This is a genomic window from Rhodanobacter geophilus, from assembly GCF_040812275.1.
Lineage (GTDB): Bacteria > Pseudomonadota > Gammaproteobacteria > Xanthomonadales > Rhodanobacteraceae > Rhodanobacter_A > Rhodanobacter_A geophilus.
On record NZ_JBFOHL010000002.1, the window covers coordinates 159802 to 177041 of the forward strand.

A 17240-nucleotide genomic window follows, 5' to 3' on the forward strand; every position below is an offset into this window, starting at 1 on the left:
AGTCGCGCCGACCAGCCGTGAAACGGCGGGTGCGCTCCGGTAAACTCGGGCAGTTACGGGGTGCGCGCGCCGCGAACGGCGATGCGTTGCGATCGACTCAACACGGATCAGCATGCGAGTTCTTGTCAGCAACGACGATGGCGTGGACGCGAAAGGCATCCACGTGCTTGCCGAGCGTCTCGGCGAGGTGGGCGAAGTGACGGTGGTGGCGCCCGACCGCGACCGTTCCGGCGCGAGCAATTCGCTGACCCTGGACGCACCGCTGCGCGTGCTGCACATGGAGGATGGCCGCTACCGCGTGGCCGGCACGCCCACCGACTGCGTGCACCTGGCGCTGTCGGGCCTGCTGGAGCACGAGCCGGACATCGTGGTGTCGGGCATCAACAACTCGGCCAACCTCGGCGACGACGTGATCTATTCCGGCACGGTGTCGGCGGCGATGGAAGGGCGCTTCCTCGGCCTGCCGGCGATCGCCGTGTCGCTGGTGAGCCACGACCATCGCGGCATCCATTACGACTCGGCGGCGAACGCGGTGTTGCTGCTGATGCGCCGGCTGCTGGTCGACCCGCTGCCGGCCGACACCATCCTCAACATCAACGTGCCGGACCGGCCGTGGGCGGAGATCCGCGGCTTCGAGGTCACCCGGCTGGGCCGCCGCCACCGTGCGGCGCCATGCATCGCGCAGACCGATCCGCGCGGCCGTCCGATCTGGTGGATCGGCCCGGCGGGCGAGGTGGACGATGCCGGCCCGGGCACCGACTTCGACGCGGTGCGTCGCGGCTGTGTCTCGGTCACGCCGATCCACGTCGATCTCACCCGTTTCCAGGCGCTGGAGAAGGTCAGCAGCTGGATGCAGTCGCTCAGCGACGACATGGCCGCTTCCGGCCACAAGGCGGCTTGAGCGATGAACATGCATACGCTGCCTCCTGCGGCGCTGAAAGGCGAGGGCATGACCTCGCAGCGCGCGCGCGACCGGCTCGCCGTCCAGCTGCGGGAAAGCGGCATCCGCGATCCGCGGGTGATCGACGTGATCCGCAACGTGCCGCGCCACCATTTCATCGACCAGGCGCTGCACTCGCGCGCCTACGAGAACACCGCGCTGCCGATCGGCCACGGCCAGACCATCTCGCAGCCCTGGGTGGTGGCGCGGATGACCGAGGCGCTGCTCGAACATTTCGATGCGCGCAGGGAGAAGCCCGGCCGGGTGCTGGAGATCGGCACCGGTTCCGGCTACCAGGCGGTGGTGCTGGCCGCGCTGGTGGAACAGGTCTACACCGTGGAGCGCATCGAGGAACTGCTGCGCCAGGCACGCCGCCGTTTCCGCCAGCTCGGCCTCGCCAACATCCGCTCGCGCCACGACGACGGCAAGCTGGGCTGGGCCGACGAGGCGCCGTTCGACGCGATCATCCTCACGGCCGCGGGCGACACCATCCCTAGCCGCATCCTCGAACAGCTCAGCCCCACCGGCGTGCTGGTGGCGCCGGTGGGCTCGCCCAGCAGCCAGGTGCTGATCCGCCTGCGCGGCGACGGGCAGGGCGACTTCGCCCAGGAAGAACTCGGCGCGGTGAGTTTCGTGCCGCTCTTGGGCGGCATCGGCTGATGCAACGAAGAGTCTGCTCAATGTCTCCACATAGCCCGCGTTGCCTTGCCGTGGCCGTCAGGTGGGAATGCGTGGCGCAGCGCCTGCCTGGCTGGCAGATCAAGCCGCGCGCTGCCGCATGGCGGCCACGGCAAGGCAACCCTCCGGGCCGGGTCTGTTTGCCCGCATCCCTGCGTCATCACTCAGTCGTGGACGGACGTCCACTCCCTCCTTCTTCCTTGGCCTGCGCGCAAACAGCTCCCGGCGCGGGCCATGCGGAGGCATTGAGCAGACTCTCCAAGGAAACCGACTAGATGCGCCTGTTCGGCAAGCTCTATGCCCGCGCCCTGGTGTGGGCACGCCATCCGCACGCGATCCGCTACCTGTGCGCGCTCAGCTTCTTCGAGGCCTTCATCTTCCCGATCATGCCGGAGGTGATGCTGGCGCCGATGATGCTGGGCAAGCGGCACCGGGCGTTCTTCTACGCCAATGTCAGCCTCGCGTTCTCGTTGCTGGGCTCGCTGGTCGGCTACGCGCTGGGGCACTGGGCGTTCGAGGCGCTGAAGCCGTTGCTGGACACGCTGCACCTGCTGGCGCCGATCGAACAGGGCGTGTCCAGCCTGCGTGTGCAGATGGCAGAGCACCGCTGGGGGCTATACGGCGTGCTGGTGCTCGCCGCGCTGCAGCCGGTGGTGCCGATGAAGTTCGTGACCTGGGCCGCGGGCATCGTCGGCGTGCCGGTGCTGCCCTTCCTCGGCTGCGTGGCGCTGGGCCGCGGCAAGCGCGTGTGGCTGCTGGCGCTGCTGATCTGGCTGTTCGGCGAGCGCGCCGAGCACCTGCTGCACAAGTACATCGAGTGGATCGGCTGGATCGTGCTGGTGCTGCTGGGCCTGCTGCTGGCGTGGTGGCTCTGGTGGCATTGAGGCTGCTGCGCGTCGCATGAAAAAACAGGGGGGCCTCGCTATGCTGGCGCGCATGAATCGACACCTGCCATTGTTCCTGCTCGCTGCCGTATGGCTGATGCTGTCCGCCTGCAGCACCGTGGTGGTGGAACCGGCCGGGGGCCAAGGTGGCAGCCAGGGCGGCAACCGTGCCGTTCCCGCTGCGATGCACGCGCCGGTTCATGGCGGCAGCTACCAGGTGGCGAGGGGTGACACCCTGTATTCGATCGCCTTCCGCAAGGGTGTGGATTTCCGCGACCTGGCGAAGTGGAACGGCATCGCCGCGCCATACACGATCTGGCCGGGCCAGCAACTGCGCCTGTCGCCGCCCGCCGCCAGTGCGCCGGTTTCGCACGCTGTGCCGGCTGTTGCCCATGCGGCAAGGCCGGCGCCAGCGCCGTCCGCGCCCGTGTTCGAGAATGCGCCGGCACCGGCCCCGGCCCCGGCGCCGGGTGGCACCCATGCATCGAAGGCGACGGGTGCCCATGCGCCGACAGCTGCCGGGTCGGCCACTGCGGTTGCCTCGGTGGTGCCGGCACCTGGGCGGGCCACCGCCGCGGCCTCCATGCCGGCAGCGCCTTTGAGCACCGAGGTGCCGGTGGCGGGAGAACCCAGGGCGGTGGTACCGCCACCGGTTCCGGTGGTGGCGAGCGGCAGTTCGCGCGCGTCCGGAGGCGTGACCTGGCACTGGCCGGCCGACGGCCGGGTCATCAAGCGTTTCACGCCGGGCGACGCGGTGCCCGGCATCGAGATCGCCGGCAAGGCCGGCGACCCGGTACGCGCCGCGGCCGACGGCGTGGTGGTGTACAGCGGCAATGGCCTGGTCGGTTACGGCGAGCTGGTCATCATCAAGCACAACGACAGTCTGCTGTCGGCCTATGGGCACAACAGCAAGCGACTGGTGAAGGAAGGCCAGCGCGTCAGCGCCGGCCAGGAGATCGCGTTGATGGGCTCCAGCGGCGCCTCGAGCGTCGAGCTGGGTTTCCAGATCCGCAAGGACGGCAACCCGGTCGATCCGCTGAACTACCTGCCGGCGAAGTAAGTCCGGACGCCCGCTGCCTGATTTTCGCGCTCAGGGACGGGCGCAAAGGATAAAACCGGCGACCACGTGCCGCCCCTCGCCGGCCAGCAGGTTGTAGGTGCGGGCGGCGGCGGCGTTGTCCATCACCTCCACGCCGATGCCCTTGCGCAGGAAGCCGACCATGAATGCGGCCGCGGGAAACGTCTGGCGCGTACCCGTGCCCAGCAGCACCAGTTCGGGCTGCAGGGCAAGCAGGGCGTCGACATGGCTGGCATCGAGTGCACCGGCCTCATGCACTGGCCAATGCTCGACGACATGGTCCGGCGCCAGCAGGAAGCTGTCGGTGAGCTCGCGGTCGACCAGGGTGATGCCATGCTCGCCGACACGGCGCACGAACAGGTAACCCTCGGGACGGTCGAGCGAAAGATCCATCAGCGTGGCAGCGCGATCTTCGGCTCGCCGGCGTTGCGGCGGAACAGCACGGCGACATGGCCGATCTGCTGGATCGCCTCGGCGCCGGTGCCGGCGAGCAGGGTGTCGAGCTGGGCTTGCCGCTCCTCCTTGTCGCCGCCGGACAGCTTCACCTTGACCAGCTCGTGGATCTCCAGCGCCAGGCCCAGTTCCTTGACCACGGCGTCGCTGGCACCCTTGTTGCCGAGCAGGATGACCGGATTCAGGCCGTGGGAAAGGCTGCGCAGGTAACGGATCTGCGAGGGGGAGAGGGCCATGGGGCGGGTTCAATTCGCGGGGAGTCGGCCGCAAAGGGTATCATGCGCCCTGATCCCCCTGTAGCGATGTTGCCCCATGAGCCGCAGCAAGAGCAGCGCCGGCTGGCTGCGCGAACATTTCAGCGACGTCTACGTGAAGAAGGCGCAGGCCGAGGGCGTACGCTCGCGCGCGGTCTACAAGCTGGAGGAACTGGTCGATCGCGACCGCCTGCTCAAGCCGGGCATGACCGTGGTGGACCTGGGGGCGGCGCCGGGTGGCTGGTCGCAGCTGGTGCGCCAGCGGCTGGGCGACCATGGCAAGGTGTTCGCGCTGGACATCCTGCCGATGCAAGGCATTGCCGGGGTGGATTTCCTCGAAGGCGATTTCCGCGAGGAAAGCGTGCTGCGGGCGCTGGAGGCCCGGCTGGAGGGGCAGAAGGTGGATCTTGTGCTGTCCGACATGGCCCCCAATATGAGTGGTGTGGCGCTGGCCGACCAGATCCGCGCCATGGCTCTGGCCGAGCTGGCGCTGGATTTTTCCCGGCAATGGCTGAAACCGGGTGGGGCGTTCCTGATCAAGCTGTTCCAGGGTGCCGGCTTCGACGATTACATTCGCAGCTTGCGCGCGGACTTCTCGCGCGTGACGATGCGTAAACCAAAGGCCTCGCGCGCACGTTCGCGCGAGGTGTACGCACTGGCGACCGGCCGCAAGGCCGCCGCGGTGCAACCGGGCGAGAACCGCGCATGAACGAAACAGCGAAAAACGTGTTGCTCTGGGTGATCATCGCGGTGGTGCTGTTCACCGTGTTCCAGAGCTTCAACCCGCACGGCTCCGCGTCGTCGAACATGGCCTACAGCAGCTTCGTGCAGAGCGTGGCCAACGGCAACGTGTCCAGCGCCGTGATCAGCGCCGATTCGCCCCCCGCCATCAGCGGCAAGCTGAAAGACGGCTCGAGTTACCGCACGGTGGCGCCGATGCTGGGCTTCTCCACCAACCAGGTGGTGAAGCAGATGCAGGACAAGGGCGTGGAAGTGCGCCAGGATCCGGCCGAGGGCTTCTCGCTGCTGGGCCTGCTGGTGAGCTGGCTGCCGGTGCTGCTGATCGTGGGCGTGTTCATCTGGTTCATGCGCCAGATGCAGTCCGGCGGCGGCGGTCGCGGCGCGATGAGCTTTGGCCGTTCGCGCGCCAAGCTGCAGGGCGAGGATCAGATCAAGGTCAACTTCAGCGACGTGGCCGGCTGCGACGAGGCCAAGGAGGAGGTCGGCGAACTGGTCGAGTTCCTGCGCGATCCGGGCAAATTCCAGAAACTGGGCGGCAAGATTCCGCGCGGCGTGCTGATGGTGGGCCCGCCCGGCACCGGCAAGACCCTGCTGGCGAAGGCCATCGCGGGCGAGGCCAAGGTGCCGTTCTTCTCGATCTCCGGTTCGGATTTCGTGGAGATGTTCGTGGGCGTGGGCGCCAGCCGCGTGCGCGACATGTTCGAGCAGGCCAAGAAGCACGCGCCGTGCATCATCTTCATCGACGAGATCGACGCGGTCGGCCGCCATCGTGGCGCAGGCCTGGGCGGCGGCCACGACGAGCGTGAGCAGACCCTCAACCAGCTGCTGGTGGAGATGGACGGGTTCGAGGGCTCGGAAGGCATCATCGTGATCGCCGCCACCAACCGGCCCGACGTGCTCGATCCGGCGCTGCTGCGCCCGGGCCGTTTCGACCGCCAGGTGGTGGTGGGCCTGCCCGACGTGAGGGGCCGCGAGCAGATCCTCAAGGTACACCTGCGCAAGGTGCCGGTGGCCGCCGACGTGGATGCCATGACCATCGCACGCGGCACACCGGGGTTCTCCGGTGCCGATCTCGCCAACCTGGTCAACGAGGCGGCGCTGTTCGCCGCGCGCGAGAACGCGCGCGAAGTGCGCATGGCCCACCTGGACAAGGCGCGCGACAAGATCCTGATGGGCACCGAACGCCGCTCGATGGCGATGAGCGAGGACGAGAAGAAGCTCACCGCCTACCACGAGGCGGGCCATGCCATCGTCGGCCGCCTGGTGCCCGAGCACGACCCGGTCTACAAGGTCACGATCATCCCGCGCGGTCGCGCGCTGGGCGTCACCATGTACCTGCCGGAAGGCGACAAGTACAGCATGAACAAGGTGGCGATCGAGTCGCAGCTGTGCTCGCTGTACGGCGGCCGCGTGGCCGAGGAGCTGATCTTCGGCGCCGACAAGGTCACCACCGGCGCCTCCAACGATATCGAGCGGGCCACCAAGATGGCGCGCAACATGGCCACCAAGTGGGGGCTGTCCGACGAGCTGGGTCCCATCACCTATGGCGAGGACGAGGACGAGGTGTTCCTGGGCCGCTCGGTGACCCAGCACAAGAGCATCTCCAACGAGACCGCCAGCAAGATCGACGAGGTGGTGCGCGGCATCCTCGACCGCGCCTACGCGCGCAGCACGCAACTGTTGAACGACAACATCGACAAGCTGCACACGATGGCCGAGGCGCTGCTGCAGTACGAGACCATCGACGCGCACCAGATCGACGACATCATGGCCGGCCGCCTGCCGGGGCCGCCTGCCGACTGGAACCGCAACACCAGCGGAGGCTCCACGCCGCCGCCACCGCCGCCGCCCAAGAGCGGAGACTCCACGGTGGGCAAGGTGGGCGACCCGGCAACGCAGAACCGTTCCGGGCTGGATACCTGATACGGACGTCTGGACGTCCGTACATCCCTTGGTCGGGGATCATCGAAGGGAGTGGCCATTGCCGCTCCCTTCGTCATTTGCGGACCGCCGGAGACGCGGGGCGGCTGTCCTCGCCCGGTGCGTCTGCCGCGCGACAGGATTGCGGTGCGTGCGGAGTGGCCACGCCATGCGTGAAAAAAAGTTCACGAAAAGTGTTGACCTTCGTGGCACGACCCTGAATAATTCCGCTCCTCGCTTCGGCGGTTCGGGAAACCGGTCGACGGAGTGGCAGGTTCAGTGCGCGCCCGTAGCTCAGTTGGATAGAGTACCTGGCTACGAACTAGGTGGTCGGGAGTTCGAATCTCTCCGGGCGCGCCATTTTGTACGGCAAGACGAGGTGCTCGCACTTCGTCCTGTTTCCGCGGAACGGCAGGCCTGCCGGAGCCGCGGAATGGTGGGCATGGTGCCTGAGCGATGTTCGCGGTTTGACGGATGGCACGGTCGCCCGCAACATTATCAAGGCTCCGTTGATGAAGGCTGTCGCGGGCTCGCTCGGGGTATAGCTCAGTCTGGTAGAGCGTTGCGTTTGGGACGCAAAAGTCGGGGGTTCGAATCCCTCTGCCCCGACCAGTCGCGTGTTCTGCCGTAGGCGTCCGCGCCTGTAGCTCAACCGGATAGAGCATCGGCCTTCTAAGCCGACGGTTGCAGGTTCGAGTCCTGTCGGGCGCACCACTGAAAGTGTTTATGGTGGACGTAGCTCAGCTGGTAGAGTCCCGGATTGTGATTCCGGTTGTCGTGGGTTCGAGTCCCATCGTTCACCCCAGTTCAAGTTTCAGGGCCGTTAGCTCAGTTGGTAGAGCAGTTGACTCTTAATCAATTGGTCGTAGGTTCGAATCCTACACGGCCCACCAACTCGCCAAGCGCCGACCCCCGTGGTCGGCGTTTTGCTTTGGGTTTCGCGGTGCCGTCCGGCGCGCATTGCATGCTTGTGCTGCAGCTTGGCACGCCCGTACAATGAACCGCTTTAGCGCTGGGTAATCATCGACTTAGGCTGCAGCGGGGCAGGCGTGGCGCGAACGCCGTTTCTGCTGCCACGGCCGGGCATGGCAAGGCGAAAGTGGCGGAACTGGTAGACGCACCAGATTTAGGTTCTGGCGGGTAACCCCCGTGCGGGTTCGAGTCCCGCCTTTCGCACCACTTCCCGATGATTTTCCGGCGCCGTACGGTTGCCGCCAGGGCGCCCGACGGGTGCCACAACAATCAGGTTCCAGGAGACGACATGCAGGTTTCGGTTGAGAACATCGGCACGCTCGAGCGCAAGCTCACGGTGAAGTTTCCCGCCGAGCGTTACGAGACGCAGGTGAGCGCGCGCATCGCGGAGCTGGGGCGCACGGTACGCCTGAAGGGTTTTCGTCCGGGCAAGGTGCCGGTGGCCGTCATCAAGCAGCGTTTCGGCGAGCAGGTGCGTGGCGAGGTGCTGTCGGACCTGATCGGCAGCACGCTGCGCGAGGCGGTGACGCAGGAGAAGCTGCAGCCGGTCGCCAACCCCGCGATCGACACCACCGGCAAGCCGGAGAACGGCGAGATCGCCTACACCGCCACCTTCGAGGTGATGCCGGAATTCCCCGCGGTCGACGTTTCCGCGCTGGAGATCAGGCGCCCGCTGGCCGAAGTGACCGACGCCGACGTCGACAAGATGCTGGAAACGCTGCGCCAGCAGCGCCGCAGCTTCGAGCTGGTGGAGCGCGCCTCGGCCGAGGGCGATTTCGTGATGTTCGAGTACGCGGCGCAGGCCGGCGACTACCGTTTCCCGGCCGAAGGCCTGGAGCGTGCCGGCAGCGTGCTGGGCTCGGGCAACCTGTTCAAGGCGCTGGACGAGGCGCTGACCGGCCGCCAGGCCGACGACAGCTACGAGGCCGACATCGAGTTCCCGGCGGATTTCCGCAACGAGAGCCTGGCCGGCAAGGCCGCCAGGGTGAACTTCAAGATCGTCAAGGTGCAGGAGCCGAAGCTGCCGGAGATCGACGCCGAGTTCGCCAAGCTGTTCGGCATCGCCGACGGCGACCTGGAACATTTCCGCAAGGAAGTGCGCGCCAACCTGGAGCGCGAGCTGAAGGCGGCGCTGATGGGCCGGTTGAAGTCCGAAGTGGCCGAGAAGCTGGCCGACGCGCATCCCGCGCTGGACGTGCCGAAGCTGATGGTGCAGTCCGAGGCACAGGCGATGGCCGCGGGCAGCGTGCCGCGCGGCCAGCAGCCGCCGCCGCAGCTGGTCGAGGCCGCGCTGCCGATGGCGCGCAAGCGCGTGATCGCGGGCCTGTTGATGGGCGAGATCGCCCGCAAGCAGGAGCTGAAGATCGACCGCAAGCGCGTGGCGGAGCAGCTTGCGGCGATCGCGTCGACCTATGAGGAGCCGGAGAAGGTCATTGAACTCTACAACGGCGACCCCCAGTTGATGTCCGGGCTGCAGAATCGCGTGATGGAGGACCAGGTGGCCGAGTGGGTGGCGGACCACGCCAACACCACCAACCTGGACCTGAGCTTCGACGAGGTGATGCGCCCCGCGGGCAGCTGATCGGCCGGGGCCCGTGCGTCGGGTCTGGCGCGCGCCGGGCCCGATGGCATACTTCAGGTACATCAACCAGAGAGCGCAAAGACCATGGAACCGATTCAGAACCTCAACCTGGTGCCGATGGTCGTCGAGCAGACTGCCCGCGGCGAGCGCTCCTACGACATCTACTCGCGCCTGCTCAAGGAGCGGGTGATCTTCCTGGTGGGCGAGGTCAACGACCAGGTGGCGAACCTGCTGGTCGCGCAGATGCTGTTCCTGGAGTCGGAGAACCCGGACAAGGACATCCACCTGTACATCAACAGCCCGGGTGGCGCGGTCACCGCGGGGCTGGCGATCTACGACACCATGCAGTACATCAAGCCCGACGTCAGCACCATGTGCATCGGCCAGGCCTGCAGTGCGGCCTCGCTGCTGCTGATGGCCGGCGCCAAGGGCAAACGCTACTCGCTGCCGAACTCGCGCGTGATGATCCACCAGCCCTCGGGCGGCGCCCGCGGACAGGCCACCGACATCGAGATCCAGGCGCAGGAAATCCTGTATCTGCGCCGGCGTCTCAACGACATCTACGTGCAGCACACCGGCCAGCCGCTGGACAGGATCGAGCGCGACATGGAGCGCGACCGCTTCATGAGCGCCGAGGCGGCCCGCGAGTACGGCCTGATCGACGCGGTGCTCGACCGCCGTGCCGTCGACACGGTCAAGTCGGCCTGACGTTGGACCTTGCGAGCTTCCCTGATCGCGGAAATCAAATGGGCGGCCATCCATGGCCGCACTCTTCAACGATTTGAGCCCAGGGGCTTCGCGTACCAGTCGGCGCGGAGCCCTGTGGTATTCTCGGGCCGCAACCTGAACCAGCCACAGTTTCACCAGCAGGATCGAAAGTATGAGCGACGACCGGCAGGGACGTTCCAGCGACGGCGGGAAAATCCTTTACTGCTCTTTCTGCGGCAAGAGCCAGCATGAGGTGCGCAAGCTGATCGCGGGTCCGTCCGTGTTCATCTGCGACGAGTGCGTGGAACTGTGCAACGACATCATCCGCGAGGAGCTGGAGGAGAAGGCCGCTTCCGGTCGCACCCAGCTGCCCAAGCCGAAGGAAATCCGCGAGTCGCTGGACCAGTACGTGGTGGGCCAGGCCCGAGCCAAGAAGGCGCTGGCAGTGGCGGTGTACAACCACTACAAGCGCATGGAGTCGCGCCAGAAGGGCGACGACGTCGAGCTGGGCAAGTCCAACATCCTGCTGATCGGTCCCACCGGCTCCGGCAAGACCCTGCTGGCCGAGACGCTGGCGCGCCTGCTCAACGTGCCGTTCACCATCGCCGACGCCACCACGCTGACCGAAGCCGGCTACGTGGGCGAGGACGTCGAGAACATCATCCAGAAGCTGCTGCAGAAGTGCGACTACGACGTCGAGAAGGCGCAGTCGGGCATCGTCTACATCGACGAGATCGACAAGATCTCGCGCAAGAGCGAGAACCCGTCGATCACCCGCGACGTGTCGGGCGAGGGCGTGCAGCAGGCGCTGCTGAAGCTGATCGAGGGTACCCTGGCCTCGGTGCCGCCGCAGGGCGGCCGCAAGCACCCGCAGCAGGAATTCCTGCAAGTGGACACCAAGAACATCCTGTTCATCTGCGGTGGCGCGTTCGCGGGGCTGGAGAAGGTGATCCAGCAGCGTTCCGAGAGCACCGGCATCGGCTTCGGCGCCGAGGTGCGCAGCAAGGAGCGCACCCAGAACCTGGGCAAGGTGCTGGCCGACGTGGAGCCGTCGGACCTGGTGAAGTTCGGCCTGATCCCCGAGTTCGTCGGTCGCCTGCCGGTGGTCGCCACGCTGGACGAGCTGGACGAGTCGGCGCTGGTGAAGATCCTCACCGAGCCCAGGAACGCCGTCACCAAGCAGTTCAAGAAGCTGTTCGAGATGGAGGAGGTGGAACTGGAGTTCCGCCCCGAGGCGCTGCAGGCGATCGCCAAGAAGGCGCTCAAGCGCAAGACCGGCGCGCGCGGCCTGCGCACCATCCTCGAGCAGGTGCTGCTGGACACCATGTACGAGCTGCCTTCGCTGGAGCACGTCAGCAAGGTGGTGGTGGACGACGCGGTGATCGAAGGCCAGGCCGAGCCCTACCTGATCTACCGCGGCAACCTGCAGCAGCGTGCGGCGGGCGACGGCGGCGACGCTGCCTGATCGCCGCATGTTTTGCCAACAAACGGCTCCGGCGCCTGCGTCGGGGCCGTTTGCTTTCTTGAAGAGCACAGCCGCGGATGGCCGCCCGCCTGATTCTCGCGGACACGGGCGTTCGCAAGGCCAGCGTCGCTTGAGTAATCCCCGACTCGCCTCCACTTGACGTGTCATGGTGCCCGGCGCAGTGTCGGGCCTGTCCCACCAGATTTCCGTGAGAACCCCTCAATGGCCAAGAACGCTCCTGCGCCTGCCGTACTCGACGCGCTGCCCGTGCTGCCGCTGCGCGACGTGGTGGTCTATCCGCACATGGTCATCCCGCTGTTCGTGGGCCGTGACAAGTCCATGCGTGCGCTGGAGCGCGCGATGGAAAGCGAGCGGCAGATCCTGCTGGTGGCGCAGAAAAGCCCGGACATCGACGATCCGGCGGTGGGCGACCTGCACGAGATCGGCACGCTGGCCGGCGTGCTGCAACTGCTGAAACTGCCCGACGGCACGGTGAAGGTGCTGGTCGAGGGCCAGTCGCGCGTGTCCATCCAGGACTGCCACGAGGACGGCGGCATGCTGGTGGCGCGTTCGCACGTGATCGAGCCGGTCTACAGCGCCAAGGAGCGCGAGCTGGACGTGGTCTCGCGCACGCTGATCTCGCTGTTCGAACAGTTGGTGAAACAGAGCCGCAAGCTGCCGCCGGAAGTGCTGGCCAGCCTGTCCGGCATCGAGGATCCCTCGCGCGTGGCCGACTCCATCGCCGCGCACCTGTCGGTGCGCATGGCCGACAAGCAGAAGGTGCTGGAAACCGCCGACGTGGGCGAGCGGCTGGAGCTGCTGATCGGTCTGGTCGACGGCGAGATGGACCTGCAGCAGGTGGAGAAGCGCATCCGTGGCCGCGTGAAGTCGCAGATGGAGAAGAGCCAGCGCGAGTACTACCTCAACGAGCAGATGAAGGCGATCCAGAAGGAGCTGGGCGAGGGCGAGGACGGCCCGAACGAGATCGAGGAACTGCAGAAGAAAATCGAGAACGCCGGCATGCCCAAGGCGGTGCTGGCCAAGGCGCGCCAGGAATTCGGCAAGCTGCGCCAGATGTCGCCGATGTCGGCCGAGGCCACGGTGGTGCGCAACTACCTGGACTGGCTGGTCGGCGTGCCGTGGAAGAAGCGCAGCAAGGTGCGCAAGGATCTCGCGCTGGCGCAGGAAGTGCTGGACGCCGACCACTTCGGCCTGGAGAAGGTCAAGGACCGCATCCTGGAATACCTCGCCGTGCAGCACCGCGTGTCGGTGATGAAGGGGCCGATCCTGTGCCTGGTCGGCCCGCCTGGCGTGGGCAAGACCTCGCTGGGCCAGTCGATCGCCAAGGCCACCAACCGCAAGTTCGTCCGCATGTCGCTGGGCGGCGTGCGCGACGAGGCGGAAATCCGCGGCCACCGCCGCACCTACATCGGCTCGATGCCGGGCCGCATCGTGCAGAACCTCAACAAGTCCGGCAGCAAGAACCCGCTGTTCGTGCTGGACGAGATCGACAAGATGTCGATGGACTTCCGCGGCGACCCGTCCTCGGCGCTGCTGGAGGTGCTCGATCCCGAGCAGAACCACGCGTTCAACGACCACTATCTGGAAGTCGACCTCGACCTCTCCGAGGTGATGTGGATCGCCACCGCGAACTCGCTGAACATCCCGGGCCCGCTGCTGGACCGCATGGAAGTGATCCGCATCCCCGGCTACACCGAGGACGAGAAGCTGGCGATCGCGCAGAAATACCTGCTGCCCAAGCAGATCAAGGCGAACGGACTGAAGCCCGAGGAACTCGGCGTGGCGGAAGAGGCCGTGCGCGACATCGTGCGTTATTACACGCGCGAATCCGGCGTGCGCAGCCTGGAGCGCGAGATTTCCAAGATCTGCCGCAAGGTGGTGAAGGAGCTCACGCTGGGCGAGGTGCGCAAGGCCAAGGGCAAGGCGAAGCCGGCGGCGGCGAAAGCCGCGAAGGGCAAGGCGAAGGCTGCGACGACAGTGGTCGTGGATTCCGCCAACCTCGATCATTACCTTGGCGTGCGCCGTTTCGACTTCGGCCGCAAGGAGCTGCAGAACGAGGTGGGCCTGGTCACCGGCCTGGCCTGGACCCAGGTCGGCGGCGAGCTGCTCAGCATCGAAGCCTCGGTGGTGCCCGGCAAGGGCCGGCTGGTGCACACCGGCCAGTTGGGCGACGTGATGAAGGAATCGATCCAGGCCGCGTTGTCGGTGGTGCGCGCGCGTGTGGACCTGCTGGGCATCGACTCCGAGTTCCACCAGAAGTTCGACATCCACGTGCACGTGCCCGAGGGAGCCACGCCGAAAGACGGCCCCAGCGCCGGCATCGGCATGTGCACCGCGCTGGTGTCCGCGCTCACCAGGGTGCCGGTGCGTTCGGAGGTGGCGATGACGGGCGAGATCACCCTGCGTGGCCGCGTGCTGCCGATCGGCGGCCTCAAGGAGAAGCTGCTCGCCGCACATCGCGGCGGCATCACCACGGTGATCATCCCCGAGGACAACAAGAAGGACCTGGCCGACATGCCGGCCAACATCACCGCCTCGCTGGAGATCCACCCCGTGCGCTGGATCGACGAGGTGCTGGACATCGCGCTGGAGCGGCCGCTGCAGCCGAACGAGCCGAAGGCGGAGTCGCCGCATGCGGCGCGCGATGAACAGCCGGATGTCGAGGAGGCGGAGTCGCACGTGCGACCCCACTGAAACCCGTCGCAGGCAAGGCGCCGCCGGGCCCTGACCGGCCCGCGGCACCTTGCGTTTTCATGCGTTTCGGAAAATTCGCATGCATCGCGGGTGTTTTGTGATGCAGTCGCCGGCAAAGTCGCCGCGGCCGCTGCATGTCGCCTGAAAACCTTGCTGCAGCTTGTATTGCGGTGTTCGGCGAGGCACTGGTATAAAGGCGAAACCGCAATCCCGGCGCCTGCTGCACGTGCCAGTGATGCGGGGTTGCGATACGGCGCCAAGCGGGTACCAACCATCCACGGCGGTTGCGTGCGTTCATGTCACGGACGCGCCTGCCGCAAAACGTACTAGGGAGCTTTCAATGAATAAAACCGATCTGATCAATGCCATCGCCGACAAGGCCGAACTGACCAAGGCCGATGCCGGCCGCGCACTCGAAGCGTTCTTCGAGGTCGTGCAGAAGTCGCTGAAGAAGGGTGAGGACGTGTCGGTGGTCGGTTTCGGTACCTTCACCGTGCGCAAGCGCGCCGCCCGCACCGGTCGCAATCCGCGCACCAACGAGACGATCAAGATCAAGGCTTCGAAGGTTCCCGCCTTCAAGGCTGGCAAGACGCTCAAGGACGCCCTAAACTGAGCGGCTCACGCTCGGTTTCGGGTGCTTAGCTCAGCGGTAGAGCGCCGCCCTTACAAGGCGATGGTCGTAGGTTCGATCCCTACAGCACCCACCAGAAAACTGTGGAGCGGTAGTTCAGTCGGTTAGAATGCTGGCCTGTCACGCCGGAGGTCGCGGGTTCGAGTCCCGTCCGCTCCGCCACGGTTCGCAAGGGCGCCCCTGTGGCGCCCTTGTCGTTTGGACGGCGTTCCCGGGGAATCCGCCGTGAGAGGTGCCTTGCCGGCACCCGAACGAATGGTTCATGCAACGTGCGCCGCGTGCGCCGATCAACACTGGCAGGAAGGTAGGCAATGCTGCAGGCAATGCGTAACAAGATGCACGGATGGCCAGCCGTCGTCCTTCTCGGCGTGGCCACCTTTGCGATGACGTTCTTCGGCATCGAGGGCTACATCATGTCCCGCGCCGACACCTACGTGGCGAAGGTGGGCAAGCACGAGATCAGCCAGCAGGACTTCCAGGACCGCATGAACCAGCTGCGCCAGCAACTGAGCGCCGAGCAGGGCGACAGCTTCGACCCGGACGCGTTCGAGAAGCCGGAGATGAAGCTGAAGGTGCTGGACGGCATGATCGACCAGCAGCTGCTGCTGAAGGCGAACCAGGACTGGGGCGTCCGCGTGCCCGACCAGGCCGTGCGCGACTACATCGCCGGCATTCCCGCGTTCCAGATCAATGGCCAGTTCGATCCCACCACGTATCGCACCCTGCTTGCCGAGCAGCGCAAGACGCCCGACATGTTCCAGGACGACGTACGCGCCTCGTTGGCCACCCAGGCGCTGCCGAACGCGATCGACGCCAGCACCATCATCACCGACGCCGAGGTCGATCATTTCCTCGATTTGCGCATGCAGCGACGCGACATCAGTTACGCCGTGCTGCCCAAGCCGCAGCCCGCCGACGCCAAGGTCACCGACGCCGAGATCGCGGATTACTACAAGGCGCACCTCGCGGACTACATGAACCCCGAGCAGGTGTCGCTGCAATACCTCGAAGTGAACGGCGCCGAGCTGAAGCCGGATGCGGCGCCCAGCGACGCCGACCTGATGAAGCGCTACGAGAGCGAGAAGCAGCGCTTCGTGCAGCCCGAGCAGCGCGAGGTGTCGCACATCCTCGTCAACGTGCCCGCCAACGCCACGCCCGAGCAGCAGAAGGCCGCGCTGGCCAAGGCCGACAAGATCGCCGCCGAAGCCACGCCGGGGAACTTCGCCAAGCTGGCCGCGCAGGACTCGGACGACCTCGGCTCGAAGCGCCAGGGTGGCGACCTGGGCTGGCTGCAAAAGGGCGTGACCAATGCCGCGTTCGACACGGCGATGTTCGCCCTGAAGAAGGGCGAGATCTCCAAGCCGGTGCTGACCCCGGACGGCTACGACATCCTCTGGCTGCGCGACATCCGCAGCGGCGAGGCGAAGTCTTTCGCGGAGGTGCGCGACCAGCTGGTGGCCGAGGCCACGGCCGGCGACAAGGACCGCCAGTACAACGAGGTGGCTGGCAAGCTGTCCGACAACACCTACCAGAACCCGTCCTCGCTGGAGCCGGCCGCGCAGGCACTCGGCCTGCCGATCAAGACCACGCCGCTGTTCTCGCGCAGCGGCGGCGAGGGCATCGCCGCCAATCCCAAGGTCGTCAAGGCGGCGTTCGGCAACGACGTGCTGGCGCAGGGCAACAACTCCAGCCTGATCGAGCTCGGCAACGACGACGCGGTGGTGATCCGCGTGGCGAAGCACGAGGCCGCCGCCGCCAAGCCGCTGGCCCAGGTGCACGACGAGATCGGCAAGACCCTCCTGGACCAGCGCATCGCCGCTGCCGCGAAGCAGCAGGCCGACGGCCTGCTGGCGCGCCTGCGCAAGGGCGAGGCGCTGGCGGCCGTGGCGGCCAGTGCCAACGCCAGCGTCAAGAACGCGACCGGCGTGGTGCGCGTGCAGCCGGACGTGCCGGCGGCGCTGCGCGACGAGGCCTTCCTGCTGCCGCATCCGGCGGACGGCAAGCCGCAGTACGCCGCGGTGGACATGCACGACGGCAGCTATGCGCTGCTGGCCGTGGACAAGGTGCAGGGCGCCGACCTGTCCAAGGTCCCGCACGAGCAGCGCGACATGCTGCGCCAGCAGATGACCCAGGCCTACGGTGCCGTGGCGACCCAGGAGCTGATCAAGTCGCTGCGCAACGGCACCGAGATCAAGATCGCCAAGGACCGGATGTAAATC

The 17240-nt window shown here is 66.6% G+C and carries 14 protein-coding genes and 8 tRNA genes; 20 read left to right on the forward strand and 2 right to left on the reverse strand.

All coding sequences use genetic code 11. From position 1 onward, the window contains the following. Positions 1-112 precede the first annotated feature (112 nt). The 4 genes from surE (at position 113) to ABQJ56_RS02880 (ending at position 3562) form a co-directional block, all read left to right on the forward strand. Positions 113-901: a 5'/3'-nucleotidase SurE gene (gene surE, locus ABQJ56_RS02865; protein WP_367843487.1), complete on the forward strand. Its 789-nt coding sequence runs from the start codon at positions 113-115 to the stop codon at positions 899-901. Positions 902-904: 3 nt separating this feature from the next. After that, positions 905-1600, forward strand: a complete 696-nt coding sequence (locus ABQJ56_RS02870; protein WP_367843488.1) for a protein-L-isoaspartate(D-aspartate) O-methyltransferase — start codon at positions 905-907, stop codon at positions 1598-1600. A gap of 293 nt (positions 1601-1893) precedes the next feature. Next, the gene (locus ABQJ56_RS02875; RefSeq protein ID WP_367843489.1) at positions 1894-2502 is read left to right on the forward strand and encodes a YqaA family protein; all 609 of its coding nucleotides are present in this window, start codon (positions 1894-1896) and stop codon (positions 2500-2502) included. A gap of 40 nt (positions 2503-2542) precedes the next feature. Further along, entirely contained in the window at positions 2543-3562 is a 1020-nt protein-coding gene (locus ABQJ56_RS02880) for a peptidoglycan DD-metalloendopeptidase family protein (RefSeq protein ID WP_367843704.1), read from the forward strand. A 30-nt stretch (positions 3563-3592) separates the two neighbouring features. Here ABQJ56_RS02880 and ABQJ56_RS02885 read toward each other — a convergent pair whose 3' ends face one another. Then, complete coding sequence (locus ABQJ56_RS02885) at positions 3593-3973, reverse strand: Mth938-like domain-containing protein (RefSeq protein WP_367843490.1); 381 nt, start codon at positions 3971-3973, stop codon at positions 3593-3595. After that, positions 3973-4269, reverse strand: a complete 297-nt coding sequence (locus tag ABQJ56_RS02890; protein ID WP_367843491.1) for a YhbY family RNA-binding protein — start codon at positions 4267-4269, stop codon at positions 3973-3975. The genes ABQJ56_RS02885 and ABQJ56_RS02890 overlap by 1 nt, the downstream gene beginning before the upstream one ends. Before the next feature lie 76 nt (positions 4270-4345). Here ABQJ56_RS02890 and rlmE point away from each other — a divergent pair, with 76 nt between their 5' ends. From rlmE to ABQJ56_RS02970, 16 genes are all read left to right on the forward strand, one after another. Beyond that, complete coding sequence (rlmE, locus tag ABQJ56_RS02895) at positions 4346-4996, forward strand: 23S rRNA (uridine(2552)-2'-O)-methyltransferase RlmE (protein WP_367843492.1); 651 nt, start codon at positions 4346-4348, stop codon at positions 4994-4996. Then, a complete protein-coding gene (gene ftsH, locus ABQJ56_RS02900) occupies positions 4993-6951 on the forward strand; it encodes an ATP-dependent zinc metalloprotease FtsH (protein WP_367843493.1) in 1959 nt (652 codons plus the stop codon). Before rlmE ends, ftsH begins: the two co-directional genes overlap by 4 nt. Before the next feature lie 280 nt (positions 6952-7231). Continuing rightward, a tRNA-Arg gene (locus tag ABQJ56_RS02905) sits at positions 7232-7308 on the forward strand. 175 nt (positions 7309-7483) lie between these two features. Beyond that, positions 7484-7560 (forward strand) — tRNA-Pro (locus tag ABQJ56_RS02910). A gap of 25 nt (positions 7561-7585) precedes the next feature. Then, positions 7586-7662: transfer RNA gene (locus ABQJ56_RS02915), tRNA-Arg, on the forward strand. A 15-nt stretch (positions 7663-7677) separates the two neighbouring features. Further along, a tRNA-His gene (locus tag ABQJ56_RS02920) sits at positions 7678-7753 on the forward strand. A 12-nt stretch (positions 7754-7765) separates the two neighbouring features. After that, positions 7766-7841, forward strand: a tRNA-Lys gene (locus tag ABQJ56_RS02925). A 200-nt stretch (positions 7842-8041) separates the two neighbouring features. Then, positions 8042-8127, forward strand: a tRNA-Leu gene (locus ABQJ56_RS02930). A gap of 82 nt (positions 8128-8209) precedes the next feature. Next, on the forward strand, positions 8210-9502 hold the full coding sequence (gene tig / locus ABQJ56_RS02935) for a trigger factor (protein ID WP_367843494.1): 1293 nt from the start codon (positions 8210-8212) through the stop codon (positions 9500-9502). 84 nt (positions 9503-9586) lie between these two features. Next, the gene (clpP, locus tag ABQJ56_RS02940) at positions 9587-10210 is read left to right on the forward strand and encodes an ATP-dependent Clp endopeptidase proteolytic subunit ClpP (RefSeq protein WP_367843495.1); all 624 of its coding nucleotides are present in this window, start codon (positions 9587-9589) and stop codon (positions 10208-10210) included. Positions 10211-10382: 172 nt separating this feature from the next. Beyond that, positions 10383-11675, forward strand: coding sequence for an ATP-dependent Clp protease ATP-binding subunit ClpX (gene clpX / locus ABQJ56_RS02945; protein ID WP_367843496.1), 1293 nt, complete (start codon positions 10383-10385; stop codon positions 11673-11675). A 222-nt stretch (positions 11676-11897) separates the two neighbouring features. After that, positions 11898-14390: an endopeptidase La gene (gene lon / locus ABQJ56_RS02950; protein WP_367843497.1), complete on the forward strand. Its 2493-nt coding sequence runs from the start codon at positions 11898-11900 to the stop codon at positions 14388-14390. A gap of 340 nt (positions 14391-14730) precedes the next feature. Further along, on the forward strand, positions 14731-15003 hold the full coding sequence (locus ABQJ56_RS02955) for an HU family DNA-binding protein (RefSeq protein ID WP_077483600.1): 273 nt from the start codon (positions 14731-14733) through the stop codon (positions 15001-15003). A 19-nt stretch (positions 15004-15022) separates the two neighbouring features. Next, positions 15023-15097, forward strand: a tRNA-Val gene (locus ABQJ56_RS02960). 9 nt (positions 15098-15106) lie between these two features. Further along, a tRNA-Asp gene (locus ABQJ56_RS02965) sits at positions 15107-15183 on the forward strand. 149 nt (positions 15184-15332) lie between these two features. Further along, positions 15333-17237, forward strand: a complete 1905-nt coding sequence (locus tag ABQJ56_RS02970) for a SurA N-terminal domain-containing protein (protein WP_367843498.1) — start codon at positions 15333-15335, stop codon at positions 17235-17237. Positions 17238-17240 lie beyond the last annotated feature (3 nt).

Bases quoted from the DNA above. Each gene is read 5' to 3' on its own strand.
- surE (WP_367843487.1), top strand. From the start codon at position 113: ATGCGAGTTCTTGTCAGCAACGACGATGGCGTGGACGCGAAAGGCATC.
- ABQJ56_RS02870 (WP_367843488.1), top strand. From the start codon at position 905: ATGAACATGCATACGCTGCCTCCTGCGGCGCTGAAAGGCGAGGGCATG.
- ABQJ56_RS02875 (WP_367843489.1), top strand. From the start codon at position 1,894: ATGCGCCTGTTCGGCAAGCTCTATGCCCGCGCCCTGGTGTGGGCACGC.
- ABQJ56_RS02880 (WP_367843704.1), top strand. From the start codon at position 2,543: ATGCTGGCGCGCATGAATCGACACCTGCCATTGTTCCTGCTCGCTGCC.
- ABQJ56_RS02885 (WP_367843490.1), bottom strand. From the start codon at position 3,973: ATGGATCTTTCGCTCGACCGTCCCGAGGGTTACCTGTTCGTGCGCCGT.
- ABQJ56_RS02890 (WP_367843491.1), bottom strand. From the start codon at position 4,269: ATGGCCCTCTCCCCCTCGCAGATCCGTTACCTGCGCAGCCTTTCCCAC.
- rlmE (WP_367843492.1), top strand. From the start codon at position 4,346: ATGAGCCGCAGCAAGAGCAGCGCCGGCTGGCTGCGCGAACATTTCAGC.
- ftsH (WP_367843493.1), top strand. From the start codon at position 4,993: ATGAACGAAACAGCGAAAAACGTGTTGCTCTGGGTGATCATCGCGGTG.
- tig (WP_367843494.1), top strand. From the start codon at position 8,210: ATGCAGGTTTCGGTTGAGAACATCGGCACGCTCGAGCGCAAGCTCACG.
- clpP (WP_367843495.1), top strand. From the start codon at position 9,587: ATGGAACCGATTCAGAACCTCAACCTGGTGCCGATGGTCGTCGAGCAG.
- clpX (WP_367843496.1), top strand. From the start codon at position 10,383: ATGAGCGACGACCGGCAGGGACGTTCCAGCGACGGCGGGAAAATCCTT.
- lon (WP_367843497.1), top strand. From the start codon at position 11,898: ATGGCCAAGAACGCTCCTGCGCCTGCCGTACTCGACGCGCTGCCCGTG.
- ABQJ56_RS02955 (WP_077483600.1), top strand. From the start codon at position 14,731: ATGAATAAAACCGATCTGATCAATGCCATCGCCGACAAGGCCGAACTG.
- ABQJ56_RS02970 (WP_367843498.1), top strand. From the start codon at position 15,333: ATGCTGCAGGCAATGCGTAACAAGATGCACGGATGGCCAGCCGTCGTC.